Below are 13,231 nucleotides of genomic sequence, written 5' to 3'. Positions count from 1 at the left end.
TGGCTTGCTTGCGATAGCAAGTGGCTTGCTTGCGATAGCAAGTGGCCTATGCAAACTTTTTGGGTTGATGCCTTCCCGTAGCGCTAACACCATGCCGGCTGCTTCGCTGTAGCTACTGGCATGCAACACATTGTTTTTAGTTTCGTGATCAGCTTCTCCCCAACCCAGCGCCGCAGCTGATACCTGCAAAAGACTCTTATTACTTTCAACAGCAATAACAGGTATCTGCCGTTGCAAAGCTTGCAATACCGTTTCACCCCCCAGCGCCCCAGCCGGCGCAACCACTGCCCCCACCTGTTCAATCGCCAATTCATCTGGCTGCCAAGGATTAGTAGCAAGTTGAAAATTAGGGGCTTGGCTTAAACCAACTAACACACAAGGTAAAAATGTATGGCCTAATTCTTCTGCCGCAGCGCGTGGGTCTAATTCATTGATTGGAGCTAAAGGAGCTAAGGCCGGGGCATGGGCGCAAGGAATCCCAAGCTCTCGCACCAGTAGATGGCTAATCAAAGCCTCAGCCCCCGCCAAAGCATCAACCCCAGCACCGCAGCGATAGGCCTGCAGCTGGCTGCTGTCCAATTCATCAGGGAAACGAGCCACCACCGCAATAGCAGTGGCACCAGCAGCTTTGAGTTGCTCACCGGCTTGAAGTAAGCGGTGCGGATGTTCAAGCTCCCCCCAGCTGCTACCACTAGCTCCTTGGCAAACGCTTACGCCAATAGGCCCGTTTGTTACCAATACAGGACCAATATCCAAACCAAGGGTGGCGCGAGCAGCATCAAGCACCTGTAAGTGTCTTAATAAAAGAGTTGCTTCGATAGCAGCATCAAAAAGTACACCGATGCGTTGTGCTCTACATGAACTCAAGCGCCAATAGCCTCGTGCAAATGCATCGAGTGCCCAGCCCTCTACGTAGTGAATGCGCCGATCACTCCAATAAAGGGATGCCCCATTAAGCACATTGGGGTGGCTAATTAAGCAGCCGCTGGCTGCAGCAAGCAAACGAGCTACCGGCAGGGCATCGCCAGCAAATCCCCCCTGCTCGCAAGCAATCCCAGTGGGGATAATTAAAATTGTTGGGAGGGGCTTAATCACACAATTAATACCGCCTCAAGCTGCAACCACTGCACTTCAGCCTGCACTTCAGTCGCGGTAATCGCCCAGCGCAAAGGTTCACCACGGCTAAGCAATGCACGGCGACAACAATCAGCGGGATTACTACGCCATTGCGAAAGGGGAACTTCCAATTCCAACTGAATAGATAATAATTTCAGCACTGTTTGTTAGATAAGGGCTTCATTTTTGATACTTGCCAAATTGAGCTTCGTAGAGGGCATCCTCCTGACCAGCTAACAATTGCAGATCACTGCGCGGGTAAGCAACACACATCAAGGCATATCCCTCATTTCTTAGTTCTTGCTTCACTCCCATCGCATCGGGTTGATAAACATTGCCCGATTCAATCCGAGCCGCACAGGTGGTGCACACACCAGCGCAGCAGGAGCTTGGTAAAGCTATGCCGGCAGCTGCTGCTGCGCTGAGAAGAGTTTGATCAGCAGAGCAGCTAAAGGATTCAAATTGCTCCTTGATGCGAATGCGTATCGAAAAGGTAGCGGCCATAAAAAAGCTTTAAGGCATTGGCAAACCATCTTGCCGTAGTGGTACCCAAAGGCTGGGGTGTGGCGGTAAATATTCCGCTGTTGTAGGGCCCGGTGGAGCGGTAAGAACTAAATCAAAACTAATTGAAAATCTTGTGTTTTGGCTGAGATTTTCAAGCACGGCATGTTCAAGCTTGGCTGGAAACAACACCAATAAACCAGCCTGAGCTGCGATCTGATGTTGATGAACGTTTAAAACAGCGCTGGAATCAAAGGGCGCGTCAGCACCTACTGCCATTCCAGGAATTAATTCATTTAAGGGGCTAGGATTAAATAACTGCAAGGCACCGCACTTACCACTGCCATCACCATTTAAGTAATAAACGGCACTTAAATGGGCATTGGGATGATGATGGCAGCCGAGTAGTTGTCCAGGATCACTAATCACTGGCCAGCTGCGTTGGATATGAACAGATAAGCAACCGGATTTAAAACCTAATTGCTTTAAATAAATAGCAACCTGGTTAGCAAGTTGATCAACTAGCCAGGCAGCATCTTCGCAAAGATGGAATTGATGTAAGCCGTGAAGATCACCGGTCCAAGCGCAGCCCTCTTGGGAATTACCTGTTGCGTCGCCACGCCAAACCAACATCTGCTGCAGCAATCTGGCGGTATCTAATGGATCGGGTTGCAGTTGAGCTGTGGCAATTGCAACTGGAAATAAAGGAATTATCAATTGCTGCTGAGGTTTCACCCTTAAGCCATTGCCGAAGCTCCTCCCACAACCTCTAAAATCTCCTGGGTAATCGCAGCCTGGCGAGCTTTGTTGTAATCAAGAGTAAGTGATTTAGCTAAGGTTTTAGCGTTATCACTTGCATTATTCATAGCTGTCATCCGGCTTGCCAGTTCACTGGCAGAAGCCTCCTGCAATGAACGCAAGATTTGATTTTGAAGATATAAAGGCAACAGTGAATCAAGCAGTTCGCTGGGGCTTTGCTCAAAAATAATATCTGATTGAAGTTTAGGCTGAGTGTTGGCAGAAGTATCGCGTTCCACAGCAAAACCGCCTGCCTTTGATGTAAGCCGGAAAATCTCATCGTCTGGCTTTGAGATACCTTGCGGATCGAGGGGGAGCAAGGTTTGATAAACGGGGGTTGTATTCACTAAATTAATGAATTTAGTGAAAATTAATTCCACCCGATCAGTGCCGCCACCAATGAATTCAGCTAGTAAGACCTGAGCAATTTCACCGGCTTCAACTGCAGTGGGAACTTGATTAAGCCCTATAAAACTATTCACGATTGGATATTTGCGATTACGGAAATAAACATCAACCTTGCGGCCAATGGTAATTAAAGACAACTCATGGCCAGCAGCCTTCAACTCAGCAAAACGCTGTTCTGTTCGTTTGATTATGTTTGCGTTATAGCCACCGCATAAACCACGATCACCAGTGATTGCAACCAAAGTTATGTGGCGAGGCTCCCGTGTTTGCAATAAAGGAGTATCTGCAACTTCAAAACCCATACGAGCTTGTAAACTTTCCAAAACCCTTGCTAGGCGATCAGCAAAAGGCCGAGTACGCAACACCTGATCTTGGGCCCTGCGCACTTTGGCTGCGGCAACTAAGCGCATTGCCTCAGTAATTTTGCGCGTATTTTTGACCGAACTAATACGGTCGCGAATATCTTTTAGGTTTGCCATTTTTTAATCCTCAAGCCGCAACCATAAGGCCGGCAACAACTTCCTTGATCGCAGCTTTAAGAGTTGCCTCTGAAGCATCACTCAACACCTTCTCAGTTTGCACTGCATTGATGTATTCAGCTTGGCTACCTTTGAGATATTCCCGAAGTTCCCGCACGAACTCAGAAACCTTTTCAACGGGCAATTCATCTAAATAGCCTTTGGTGCCGGCATAAACGATCGCTACCTGTTCAGCAAGGATCAGGGGGCTGAATTGGGGCTGCTTAAGCAGTTCTCTCAGCCGCTTACCTCTGCCTAATTGTGCTTGGGTAGCTGCATCTAAATCAGATGCAAATTGCGAAAATGCCGCTAATTCATCAAATTGAGCAAGTTCCAGCTTCAATGTACCTGCAATTTTCTTGATCGCTTTTGTTTGAGCAGCGCCGCCCACCCGGCTAACAGAGATGCCAACGTTGATTGCAGGACGCAAGCCAGAGTTGAAGAGGTCTGAACTCAAGAACACCTGGCCATCTGTAATCGAAATAACGTTGGTTGGGATATAGGCGGAAACATCACCAGCTTGAGTTTCGATGATAGGCAAAGCAGTCATGCTGCCCTTACCCATGGCATCAGACAATTTTGCAGCACGCTCTAACAGGCGGCTATGGCAATAGAAAACATCACCTGGATAGGCCTCACGACCTGGTGGACGGCGCAGGAGAAGCGACATTTGACGATAGGCCTGAGCCTGTTTGGTGAGGTCGTCGTAAATCACCAAGGTTGCTTTGCCTTGATACATAAAGTGCTCAGCAATAGCGGCACCGGTGTATGGAGCAAGGTATTGCAAAGATGCTGGTTCTGAGGCGCTAGCAGCAACGATTACGGTGTAATCAAGGGCCCCTCTTTCGCGAAGCACTTCCACCAAGTTGGCAACTGAAGCTGCTTTTTGGCCGATAGATACATATACACAAACAACATCTTCACCTTTTTGGTTGATGATGGTGTCGATCGCAATTGCACTTTTACCAGTTTGGCGATCACCAATTATCAATTCACGTTGTCCCCTACCGATGGGGATCATTGCATCGATGGCAGTAATGCCGGTTTGCATCGGTTCGTGTACCGATTTGCGCTGAATGATGCCAGGAGCCATCGATTCAATTAAACGTGAATCGGTGGTAGCAATTTCGCCTTTGCCATCAAGTGGTAAGCCAAGCGAGTTAACAACTCTTCCGAGCATTGCTTGCCCTACTGGCACTGAAGCGATTTTGCCGGTGGCTTTAACAGTGCTGCCTTCTTGAATTCCAACCCCTTCCCCCATCAACACAACACCAACGTTGTCATCTTCCAAATTGAGGGCTAATCCTTCGGTGCCGTCTTCAAAAACCACCAGCTCTCCAGACATCACCTGATCGAGGCCATAGATGCGGGCGATGCCGTCACCCACCTGCAGCACGGTGCCCACGTTGCTAACCGAAACAGATTTGTCGTAGTCCTCAATTTGCTGCTTGAGGATGGCGCTGATCTCGTCGGGACGGATGGAAACCATGGCAGGAAAACGGAATTAGGGGGAGGGGAAAGGAACGGGAGAGCTGGGTAACTGAAACTGTGGGATCAGGCGGCCCGAGCCAGGGACAGGCCAAGACGCTTCACCTGACCAAGCAGGCTGGCATCGATTACCTGAGAACCAAGACGCACCACAAAACCACCAATCAAGGTGGCGTCCACATTTATATCTACCTCTACAGAGTTGGTGCCGGCTAAAGCCTTCACCTTCTCAGTAAGTTTTTGCTCTTGTTCCGTAGATAAAGCCGTGGCGGACGTAACCGTTGCGAGGGTTATGCCCCGCAACTCTCTGTAAAGCTCAAGGAAACGACCGAGCACAGAATCAAGGATGCCGATGCGCTGACGATCCACCAATACCTTGAGCAAATTCAGCATCGAAGGGCTGATTTCAGAGCCAAACAGCGCGATTAAGGCATTTTTCTTACCGTCAAGCGATAAGACAGGAGATCGCATTGCCCCTTGAAGGTCTGTGGAGCTATACCAAGTTTCCAGTAAAGATTTGGCTTCTAAAGCCAGCTGATCAGCCTGGCCAAGGCCATCGCCCACCTGCAAAAGGGCGTCAGCGTAGGGGGTTGCTAGTGAATTAAGAAGTGGCATTGGTTTATCCGAGTGCCTCGATGGAACGATCTATCAACTTGGCTTGGATGGATGCGTTGAGCTTGCCTGGTAGAGCTGCAATTGCTTTTTCAACTGCAGACCTGGCTGTTTCAAGCCTTAGCAATTCCACCACTCTGGCTGTTTCAGCACTCAAATTGGCTACAGCATCTTGTCTGATGCGAGCCATTTCTTGGATGGTGCGCATCTCGCTATCTTCACGAATAGCCATCGCCCGCTTCTTACCATCGCTAAGGATTTTTTGAGCGGTTGCTTGAGCTTGCGCAAGTTCAAGTTGCCCCTGTTCCAATGCTTTTGAAGCAATCAATAAACGCTCTTCAGCGTCTTTGAGATCCGCAAGGATCGCTTCACGGCGACGCTCGAGAATGCCGCCAAGAAAACCCTTTAAGAACCAAACCAACACCACGATCACAATGATCAGGTTGATGATGTTGGTGTCAAAAATATTTGTGTTGAGGCTAAACCCTTCGGTTGCCAGCAACAGTGGAGAAATACTTGTCATTTTGCTGCTAGCAAGCGATCAACTATCACAGCACCAAGCTTCGTAGCTTGAATGTCGATACCAGCAAAAGCTTCAGCTTTTTGAGCCTCTACTTGAACTCGGGATTTCTCCTTAGTGGCATTTGCATCAGCTTGAGCAAGAGCTAGGGCATCCCGGAAGAGACGATCCACCTCAATTTCTGCTTCTTGCACAAGGGCCTGGGATTGCTTGCGGGCCTCAAGGAGTTGCGCCTTGAGTTCCACCTCCAAACGTTCAGCTTGGGCAATCTTTTCCTTCGCCTGGGCGCGACTGGAACTTATAAAACCCTCGCGCTCTTCAACTGCTTTCCCAACAGGTTGGAAAAACAGAGCGTTTAGGATAAAAGTGAGCAACACCACTTGCACTGCCATTAAGGGCAGGGTGGCGTCTAGATCGAACAGACCGCCCTTGGGGGCAGCTGCTTCGGCCAGCATTAGCCAGCTATGCATGGAACCGGAGGCGCTGGGACAGGGTTAAAGATGCTGCGGGGGCGAACATCGCCCCCGAAAGACAAGCGATCAGCCGGCGAAAGGATTCGCAAACAGAAGCACTAGTGAAACCACCAAGCCATAAATGGTGAGGGCTTCCATGAAAGCGAGGGAAAGCAGCAGGGTGCCGCGGATTTTACCTTCGGCTTCAGGCTGACGAGCGATGCCTTCAACAGCACCACCGGCAGCGGTGCCCTGGCCGATACCAGGGCCGATGGCGCCAAGGCCGACGGCAAGACCAGCGGCCAAAACGGACGCAGCGGAGGTGATGGAATCCATGGTGGAACAGATGGGGTGGTGCGCTGGGACAAGCGCGGGACTAACTGGAAATTGAACCTGCGACTGGGACGTTGGTCGAAGACCTAACGGGTGCGACTTAAAGTCGTACCTGCGCGCAGGAGGTCTAGCAGATCGTGGGTGCGACCTCTAGTGGTGCTCTTCGTGAACAGCCTCACCGATGTAATAGGCGGCGAGAGTTGCGAAGATCAAGGCTTGAATAGCACTGGTAAACAATCCAAGAAACATTGCTGGTAGTGGTACCACCAATGGAACTAGAAAAGCCAAAACAGCTACTACTAATTCATCAGCAAGAATATTGCCGAATAATCGAAAGGAAAGAGATAAGGGCTTCGTGAAATCTTCAACGATCTTGAACGGAAGCATGATCGGAGTTGGTTCCACGTAGTACTCGAAGTACCGCAAACCCTTTCTGCTTAAGCCTGCGTAAAAGTAAGCAAGTGAAACCAACAGAGCCAACGCAATTGTGGTGTTTATATCTGCTGTTGGAGCACCGAGTTCTCCACTGGGAAGATGAATAAGTTTCCAGGGGATCAAGGCACCTCCCCAATTGCTTACGAAGATAAATAAGAACAGCGTGCCGATGAAAGGCAGCCAGTCTCTGTATGCTTTCTCGCCGATTTGGTCTCTGGCTAGATCACGTAAGTAATCCCAAAGGAATTCGAGCAGATTTTGCACACCGCGCGGTTCGCGCTCCATCTTGCGGGTACCTACTACCACAAGGGCTAGTAGGGCTCCGATAACAATCCATGAACTCAGAAAAACCTGCCCATGCAGGTTGAGTTGGCCAACTTTCCAATAAAGGTGTTTGCCAACCTCGAGTTCGGCAAGGGGGAGGTTAAAAGGCACCAGAACCTAAGCGTTTGAGGGGGGTTGGAATGAATTATTCAGAGGGCTTTTTGATCCAAAGATCAAAAGCAGTACTGATAATTACCGCCGGCTTGTAGATCAGAAAACCAATCAGGGCCGGGAAGAGTTGCATTAGGGGCCAACGGGTTGAAAGCAGCACCAGCGCTACGGGTACGAGCAATTGGATTTTCCCCACTTGCTTATTGGTTCCACCCAACTTCTCAACCGAACGGGAAAGAAGAAATAGGTAAACCAAACTACCCACAGACCCGATGGCCACACTCAAGGCTGTGGCGCTACTAAAACGCCACTCAGCCAATATCACCGCAAAGGCGGAAAGCCCAAGAGTGAATAACAACAAACGCTTTTGTAAGCGCCTGTATTCAGCCATGGGATCAACTACCGGTGCGGTAACGAGTACCGCACCAATTGAAGCTCCATCTAAAGAATTCGGTTCAGGTAGCAGTCCACCCTCGGCCGGAGCTGATGGGGAGGATGCCGTTGACGACACGAAAACTTCAGTAGCAAAGGCTCGCGGAATCTATCACGTTCCTTTAGTTATCCAAGCCCAAAAGCAGCACACCTGCCCCCCATAGGCCGCGAGCAATTTCGCTGATTTTGCTTACCTCCCAACTCAAGTTGAGATCCTTAAGCCTTACAGGCACTGCTTTAGAGGCATCCAAACTCCTGAGAGCCTCCAAACACTGCATAAATTCGAATTGATCGTTGCTGAGGCTTAAAGGCTTCAAATCTTGATCTAACAAGCTTTTGCCCGGCCAGCCCCAAAGGCAGCTATTGCGCTCCAAAGTGGCCTCCCAAAGGGTTTCTTTGCTTCCCCAGCTCTCCGATGGCAATTCAGCGTTGCTGAGAAAAAATTCAAAGTGGCTGATATCAGGATCAAGCGCTTCAACAAGTAACCATTGCTGCTGCTGCGTTAAGGCTTGGGCCCTTTCCAGTAATTCCCCTTGCAAAAAGCGTGCAAGATTCCATTGCTCACGATTGCTAAAAGCCAGGAAAGTGAGTTGCGCCCCTTCAACAAACTGCCAAAGCCGTTGCAAGTTGTAGCTGGTTTCTTGAGGATGGAGATACATATCAGCGAAATTTGCATCTGCGCTTGTATCAATGGCCCAGCGCTGCTCATGGCGTTGTCTAAGGCGGTTTTGTTCCGGCAAGTGATTCAACAATTCGCGCCCCAAACGCAAACCTTCCCCATCGCTTGCTGCCCCCAATAAAGCCAGTGAACGCTGAATTCGATGAATTTCCCAGCGGCCCCCATCGGCATACAAAAAAAGATGTAGTAACCCCCTTGGAGCCAGTAGTGGTGCCAATGCTTTTAAACCATTCAGGGGATTTTCCAAATGATGCAAAACCCCCACACTGTTGATGTGCTCAAAAGGCCCTTCTCCCGCCAGATCCAGCAAACTGCGCTGCTCAAAACGCACTTGGGCTGGCGGACCTGAACGTTTCAACCTCTCTCGAGCCACATCAAGGGCTCCAGCGCTGATATCAACCGCCAAAACCTCCGCCAAGGGGTTGAGGTGGGCAAGGTAATCAGTGCTTACCCCCGTGCCACAACCTGCATCAAGAATGCGGATTTTTGCTGTGGGCATTGGCGCCACTCCAGTGCAATAACTGCGGGCAGCCCGATTGCACCAACGCCAGTTGTAACCAGGAGGCGGCCCATCTTGCAGGGGGTCGCCAGGATACGGGAAACGGTCGTAGAAGGCACCCACCACGGGGGTCGCCTTGTCTGTAGCGCCTAAACCAGCAGCTTCAAAATCGGATGTAACCATCACAACAACAAACCACAACAAGAACAGAGCCTCTCATTCACCCCAAGTAGCTGCAAACATTTGTTCACTTGAACTGCATTGAGCGCTGCCGCAGCCGTAATCTGCCTAATAGAGGAGCTCATTTATGTCTGTAACCGCCAGTAGCGGCAGCCCCAGGGTTAGCCCGCAGCTCTATGACACCCTCCCACTTTCCAATGTTCGTAAGGCGGAGCAGCAAGACCGCTTTCCCGATAAGGGAGAGCTGGACAGCCTCATCAACTTTTTTCAAAGCGGTCAAAACCGCGTGGATGCGGCGAAACGGCTAAGTGCCAATGCCGATGCGATCGTGGCAAAAGCGGCTAATCGAATTTTTGTTGGGGGTACACCCCTCTCCTACCTAGACAAACCACTTACCCCTGGAGCCCTAGGAAGCGACGCAGCTCTTCCTTTGGCGGCAGATCAAGCGGCTTTCGCCAGTTCAATCCAAACATTTGTCCAAGGCAGCGGTGGCGGCGGCTTATTTGGGCGTATTCGTGAAGGCTTTAGTGCAGCGGCTGATGTGCAGGTAGTGATACCAGCCGGGTTCAGCCCCATAGATATTTCGCGCTACGGCAATTCCCGAATGCGCAAATCTTTGCGGGATTTGGGCTGGTTCCTTCGCTATGTGGGCTATGCCCTAGTGGCAGGCGATCCAAGCATCCTTGCTGTGAACGCCAGAGGCTTAAAAGACATTCTTGAAAAAGGTTGTTCACTTCCTGCCACAAATTTGGCTTTGCAGGAGATGAGAGCTGCTTCTGCCGATTTGTTTGAAGACAACCCCACGGCTCGAGCCTTGGTGATTTCTTGCTTCAATGTGCTCATAGATGAGCTGGCGGTTGCCACTCCCTCCACCCGGCAGCGTTTGGGTAGCCCTCAGCAGCAGGGGCTGCAATTGCCAGCGATCTACGCGCTAGCAGCAGAAGGTGCGCAGCGTTTTGTGATGCGCCCTGGCCTATCGGGCAGTGAGAAAGCCGAAATCATCCGCGCCGCCCAAAGGCAGGTATTTGAACGGGATATAGCTAAGGCATACTCACAAAATCCCTGCTCTGTAGAAGCTTCTCAGCTGAAACAAGGGCAAATCTCAATGCGCGAATTTATTCGTTCGCTCGGCAAAAGCAAGGAATATCGCACTCAATTTTTTGGCGGTTTCTCAAACAGCCGCGCAGTGGAACTGGCATTTCGGCATTTCCTTGGACGCGGAATAAGTTCACTTGAAGAGTTTCGGAAATATTTTGCGATCGTGAGTGCAAAGGGGCTCAATGGCCTGGTGGATTCCTTGATAAATGGCATGGAATACGCCCGGGTATTTGGCGAAGAAACCGTGCCATATCTCCGCGATCTCGGCGAGGAAGCCCAAGAAAGCGCTGGCTGGGGCTCAAATCGCAAACTATTTCAATTCAGCGCTCCCTTTGAAGGCGCTCCCCAATACGTAACCCTTTACGCCTCCTATCGCCAACCTCTAGCTGATCAACACGTTTATGGCGGTGGCAACGATCCAATCGGTTTGCAATACGGCGCAATCTTTCCCTCAAGCACCGCCTCTGTAGCAACCCGGCCGGCCCCCCACTCCTATCGCACCCGCAGGCTTTTGGTGGGCAACGGAATGGCGGGTCCTGGTCAAATGGATAGCCCTGGTTTTAGAACCGCCCAGCCGAGGCGAGTGGGTCCGCGGCAGGTGCGGCTGCAGCAAATTGCTACCGGGGGTAGCTCAAAGCCAAAGCGCGGCGGCCAGGCAAGTATCCGCAATACCGAATCCAGCACCCAGGCTGTAATTAACGCTGTATATGTGCAGGTATTAGGTAGCAGTGGTTATGAGGGAGACCGCATAACCACTGAAGAAAACAAACTCGAAAATGGCAATATCAGCCTGCGGGAATTCATCCGTATGGTGGCTCGCTCAAAAGCTTTCCGACGCAGATATTGGAGCAATCTCTACATCACTAAAGCCATCGAAGTGATGCACAGGCGTTTACTTGGGCGCCCCACTTTTGGTCGCTGGGAGATAAACGCTTATTTTGATATTGCAGCTCGCAAAGGCTTCTATGGCGTTGTTGATGCACTAATTAACAGTAAGGAATATTTAGAAGCATATGGGGAAGATATGGTTCCTTACGAGCGTTTCATTACTCCTAATGATTTAAATAGCCGCAGAGTGCCTGCCTTGCGTCAACCGCTTGATCTCGCAGCGATAGTTGAACCACAAAAACGATACGATCAGCAAAAGCGCCCAGAGTTATATAAAACATCTGTTATGAATACCCCTGGCAGCCTCACGCCAAGGAATTTTCTATCCCAATCAAACTCAACTACTGGAATGTGGCGAGCTGATGTGGCTGGCCAGGAAGCCAATCAAACAGTTGAAACCACATTTCGCTTCAGCCGCAATACCAACCGCTGGCAACCTGCCCCTTACCAAACCAATGCCTCCTCCCTGGCAACTGGCCTTAAACAAGGATTTGCCCTCAAACAGGAAACTGAACTAAACAAAATATTCCGGTTAGCCAAAGGTGCTAGCAATGCGGAAAGAGAGGAGTTGATTAGTGCTGTTTATCGCCAACTACTAAATCGGATTCCTTTTGCCTCAGAACGCCTTATTGAGGCTGAATCCAAGTTATGCGATGGACAATTTGATGTAGCCAAATTTGTTGAGCAAGTTGCAGCAGGCGATTTATTTCAACAACGGTTAGCGCAAATGGCACCGATGCAATCGGCTGCTGCTGCCCATCTAGCCCTCTTGGGTAGAGCGCCGGAGCCCCTGGAATCGGGCAACTTTCTGGCCTGCAGAGCCCAACAAGGGCAGCTGCAAGCTGTTGCAAGTCTGCTGAATTCAGAAAACTACAAAATTAGTTTTGGCTCCGACACAGTGCCTTACCTTCAAGGTTTGGGGTCTCAAAGCGGAGTATCTGTAAGCAATATTGTGCGAACAGCAACTCTTTATGGCGGCAATAGCGGCCTTACCCCTTCACCAAAGAAAGCAATTTAATAAACTAATTAATATTATTTCTATATTAATTAGTTTATTAATCTTTCAATCAAAGTCATTGAATTAGTTTAATCAACAATACCAATTTATTGATTTATACATAGGCGAAAGCGATTGTGGTTACTAGCCTTTGCTTCGCGATACAAGCGCCGCAGGCCATGAAGAACTGTTACCACAATCACCGATTTCTTGAGCAATTTCAGCAAAAAGCCTTCTCGATCAGGCACACTGGCAAAGCAACCAGTTCCAACTGGAAGCACCCAAACCCACAGGACCCCGGCCTCCGCTTTGGTGGCCCCTTGCTTCGAGGCAGAATTGCATGAGCATCGTCTCCAACTCGATCATTAACGCGGATGCCGAGGCCCGCTATCTCAGCCCTGGCGAACTCGACCAGATCAAAGCTTTCGTGACCGGCGGCCAACGCCGTCTTCGCGTTGCTCAGGTCTTGGCCGAGGGTCGTGAGCGGATTGTGAAGCAGGCTGGCGGCGCGCTGTTCCAACGTCGTCCCGACGTCATCTCCCCAGGTGGAAACGCCTATGGCGAGGAGATGACCGCCACCTGTCTCCGCGACATGGACTACTACTTACGCCTTGTTACTTATGGCGTAGTAGCTGGCGACGTTACCCCGATTGAAGAAATCGGTGTAATTGGAGCCAAAGAAATGTATAGAGCTCTTGGCACCCCCCTTGAGGCTATGGCTACTGCCGTGCGGGAAATGAAGAGCGCAGCCATGGGCTTGCTCACCGGAGCTGATGCCGAGGAAGCTGGTTCTTATTTCGATTACCTGATCGGCGCCCTTTCTTAATAGCCCCGACCGCCTT

15 protein-coding genes are annotated in these 13,231 nt (G+C 50.3%); 2 read left to right on the top strand and 13 right to left on the bottom strand.

The window, feature by feature from the left end:
• The 13 genes from AC2JC8_RS03185 to AC2JC8_RS03125 all read right to left on the bottom strand — a co-directional run.
• The coding region (locus AC2JC8_RS03185; RefSeq protein WP_484399856.1) for a DUF3326 domain-containing protein at positions 1 to 1,095 on the bottom strand (1,095 nt) is incomplete at its 3' end.
• On the bottom strand, positions 1,092 to 1,277 hold the full coding sequence (locus AC2JC8_RS03180; protein ID WP_484419975.1) for a hypothetical protein: 186 nt from the start codon (positions 1,275 to 1,277) through the stop codon (positions 1,092 to 1,094). The genes AC2JC8_RS03180 and AC2JC8_RS03185, both read right to left, overlap by 4 nt.
• 19 nt (positions 1,278 to 1,296) lie before the next feature.
• Positions 1,297 to 1,620 carry a 2Fe-2S iron-sulfur cluster-binding protein gene (locus AC2JC8_RS03175; protein ID WP_295534760.1) on the bottom strand — a complete coding sequence of 108 codons (324 nt, stop codon included), beginning with the start codon at positions 1,618 to 1,620 and terminating at the stop codon, positions 1,297 to 1,299.
• Positions 1,621 to 1,629: 9 nt separating this feature from the next.
• The gene (locus tag AC2JC8_RS03170; RefSeq protein WP_484399859.1) at positions 1,630 to 2,352 is read right to left on the bottom strand and encodes a TIGR02466 family protein; all 723 of its coding nucleotides are present in this window, start codon (positions 2,350 to 2,352) and stop codon (positions 1,630 to 1,632) included.
• Positions 2,353 to 2,354: 2 nt separating this feature from the next.
• Positions 2,355 to 3,302: a F0F1 ATP synthase subunit gamma gene (locus tag AC2JC8_RS03165; RefSeq protein WP_484399860.1), complete on the bottom strand. Its 948-nt coding sequence runs from the start codon at positions 3,300 to 3,302 to the stop codon at positions 2,355 to 2,357.
• 10 nt (positions 3,303 to 3,312) lie between these two features.
• Entirely contained in the window at positions 3,313 to 4,830 is a 1,518-nt protein-coding gene (gene atpA, locus AC2JC8_RS03160) for a F0F1 ATP synthase subunit alpha (protein WP_484399861.1), read from the bottom strand.
• 65 nt (positions 4,831 to 4,895) lie between these two features.
• Positions 4,896 to 5,444 carry an ATP synthase F1 subunit delta gene (gene atpH, locus AC2JC8_RS03155; RefSeq protein WP_484399862.1) on the bottom strand — a complete coding sequence of 183 codons (549 nt, stop codon included), beginning with the start codon at positions 5,442 to 5,444 and terminating at the stop codon, positions 4,896 to 4,898.
• A 4-nt stretch (positions 5,445 to 5,448) separates the two neighbouring features.
• Entirely contained in the window at positions 5,449 to 5,964 is a 516-nt protein-coding gene (locus AC2JC8_RS03150) for a F0F1 ATP synthase subunit B (protein ID WP_484399864.1), read from the bottom strand.
• Positions 5,961 to 6,431, bottom strand: a complete 471-nt coding sequence (locus tag AC2JC8_RS03145) for a F0F1 ATP synthase subunit B' (protein WP_484399865.1) — start codon at positions 6,429 to 6,431, stop codon at positions 5,961 to 5,963. The genes AC2JC8_RS03150 and AC2JC8_RS03145 overlap by 4 nt, the downstream gene beginning before the upstream one ends.
• Positions 6,432 to 6,500: 69 nt before the next feature.
• Positions 6,501 to 6,749, bottom strand: a complete 249-nt coding sequence (atpE, locus tag AC2JC8_RS03140) for an ATP synthase F0 subunit C (protein WP_106499310.1) — start codon at positions 6,747 to 6,749, stop codon at positions 6,501 to 6,503.
• Positions 6,750 to 6,896: 147 nt separating this feature from the next.
• The gene (gene atpB / locus AC2JC8_RS03135) at positions 6,897 to 7,619 is read right to left on the bottom strand and encodes a F0F1 ATP synthase subunit A (protein WP_255131717.1); all 723 of its coding nucleotides are present in this window, start codon (positions 7,617 to 7,619) and stop codon (positions 6,897 to 6,899) included.
• 31 nt (positions 7,620 to 7,650) lie between these two features.
• A complete protein-coding gene (locus AC2JC8_RS03130; RefSeq protein WP_484399866.1) occupies positions 7,651 to 8,127 on the bottom strand; it encodes a hypothetical protein in 477 nt (158 codons plus the stop codon).
• 43 nt (positions 8,128 to 8,170) lie between these two features.
• Positions 8,171 to 9,409, bottom strand: a complete 1,239-nt coding sequence (locus tag AC2JC8_RS03125) for a class I SAM-dependent methyltransferase (RefSeq protein WP_484399867.1) — start codon at positions 9,407 to 9,409, stop codon at positions 8,171 to 8,173.
• Between the two features lie 124 nt (positions 9,410 to 9,533).
• Between AC2JC8_RS03125 and AC2JC8_RS03120 the strand changes: the two genes are divergently transcribed.
• Both AC2JC8_RS03120 and AC2JC8_RS03115 read left to right on the top strand, forming a co-directional pair.
• Positions 9,534 to 12,410, top strand: coding sequence for a phycobilisome rod-core linker polypeptide (locus tag AC2JC8_RS03120; protein WP_484594187.1), 2,877 nt, complete (start codon positions 9,534 to 9,536; stop codon positions 12,408 to 12,410).
• Between the two features lie 319 nt (positions 12,411 to 12,729).
• Positions 12,730 to 13,215: an allophycocyanin subunit alpha gene (locus AC2JC8_RS03115; protein ID WP_255131704.1), complete on the top strand. Its 486-nt coding sequence runs from the start codon at positions 12,730 to 12,732 to the stop codon at positions 13,213 to 13,215.
• Positions 13,216 to 13,231 lie beyond the last annotated feature (16 nt).

This window comes from Synechococcus sp. (genome assembly GCF_982614295.1).
The sequence above is the reverse complement of the archived record's forward strand: the minus strand, read 5'-3'. Positions and strand labels throughout refer to the sequence as shown.

Bases quoted from the DNA above. Each gene is read 5' to 3' on its own strand.
- AC2JC8_RS03175 (WP_295534760.1), bottom strand. From the start codon at position 1,620: ATGGCCGCTACCTTTTCGATACGCATTCGCATCAAGGAGCAATTTGAA.
- AC2JC8_RS03165 (WP_484399860.1), bottom strand. From the start codon at position 3,302: ATGGCAAACCTAAAAGATATTCGCGACCGTATTAGTTCGGTCAAAAAT.
- atpA (WP_484399861.1), bottom strand. From the start codon at position 4,830: ATGGTTTCCATCCGTCCCGACGAGATCAGCGCCATCCTCAAGCAGCAA.
- atpH (WP_484399862.1), bottom strand. From the start codon at position 5,444: ATGCCACTTCTTAATTCACTAGCAACCCCCTACGCTGACGCCCTTTTG.
- AC2JC8_RS03150 (WP_484399864.1), bottom strand. From the start codon at position 5,964: ATGACAAGTATTTCTCCACTGTTGCTGGCAACCGAAGGGTTTAGCCTC.
- AC2JC8_RS03145 (WP_484399865.1), bottom strand. From the start codon at position 6,431: ATGCATAGCTGGCTAATGCTGGCCGAAGCAGCTGCCCCCAAGGGCGGT.
- atpE (WP_106499310.1), bottom strand. From the start codon at position 6,749: ATGGATTCCATCACCTCCGCTGCGTCCGTTTTGGCCGCTGGTCTTGCC.
- AC2JC8_RS03125 (WP_484399867.1), bottom strand. From the start codon at position 9,409: ATGGTTACATCCGATTTTGAAGCTGCTGGTTTAGGCGCTACAGACAAG.
- AC2JC8_RS03120 (WP_484594187.1), top strand. From the start codon at position 9,534: ATGTCTGTAACCGCCAGTAGCGGCAGCCCCAGGGTTAGCCCGCAGCTC.
- AC2JC8_RS03115 (WP_255131704.1), top strand. From the start codon at position 12,730: ATGAGCATCGTCTCCAACTCGATCATTAACGCGGATGCCGAGGCCCGC.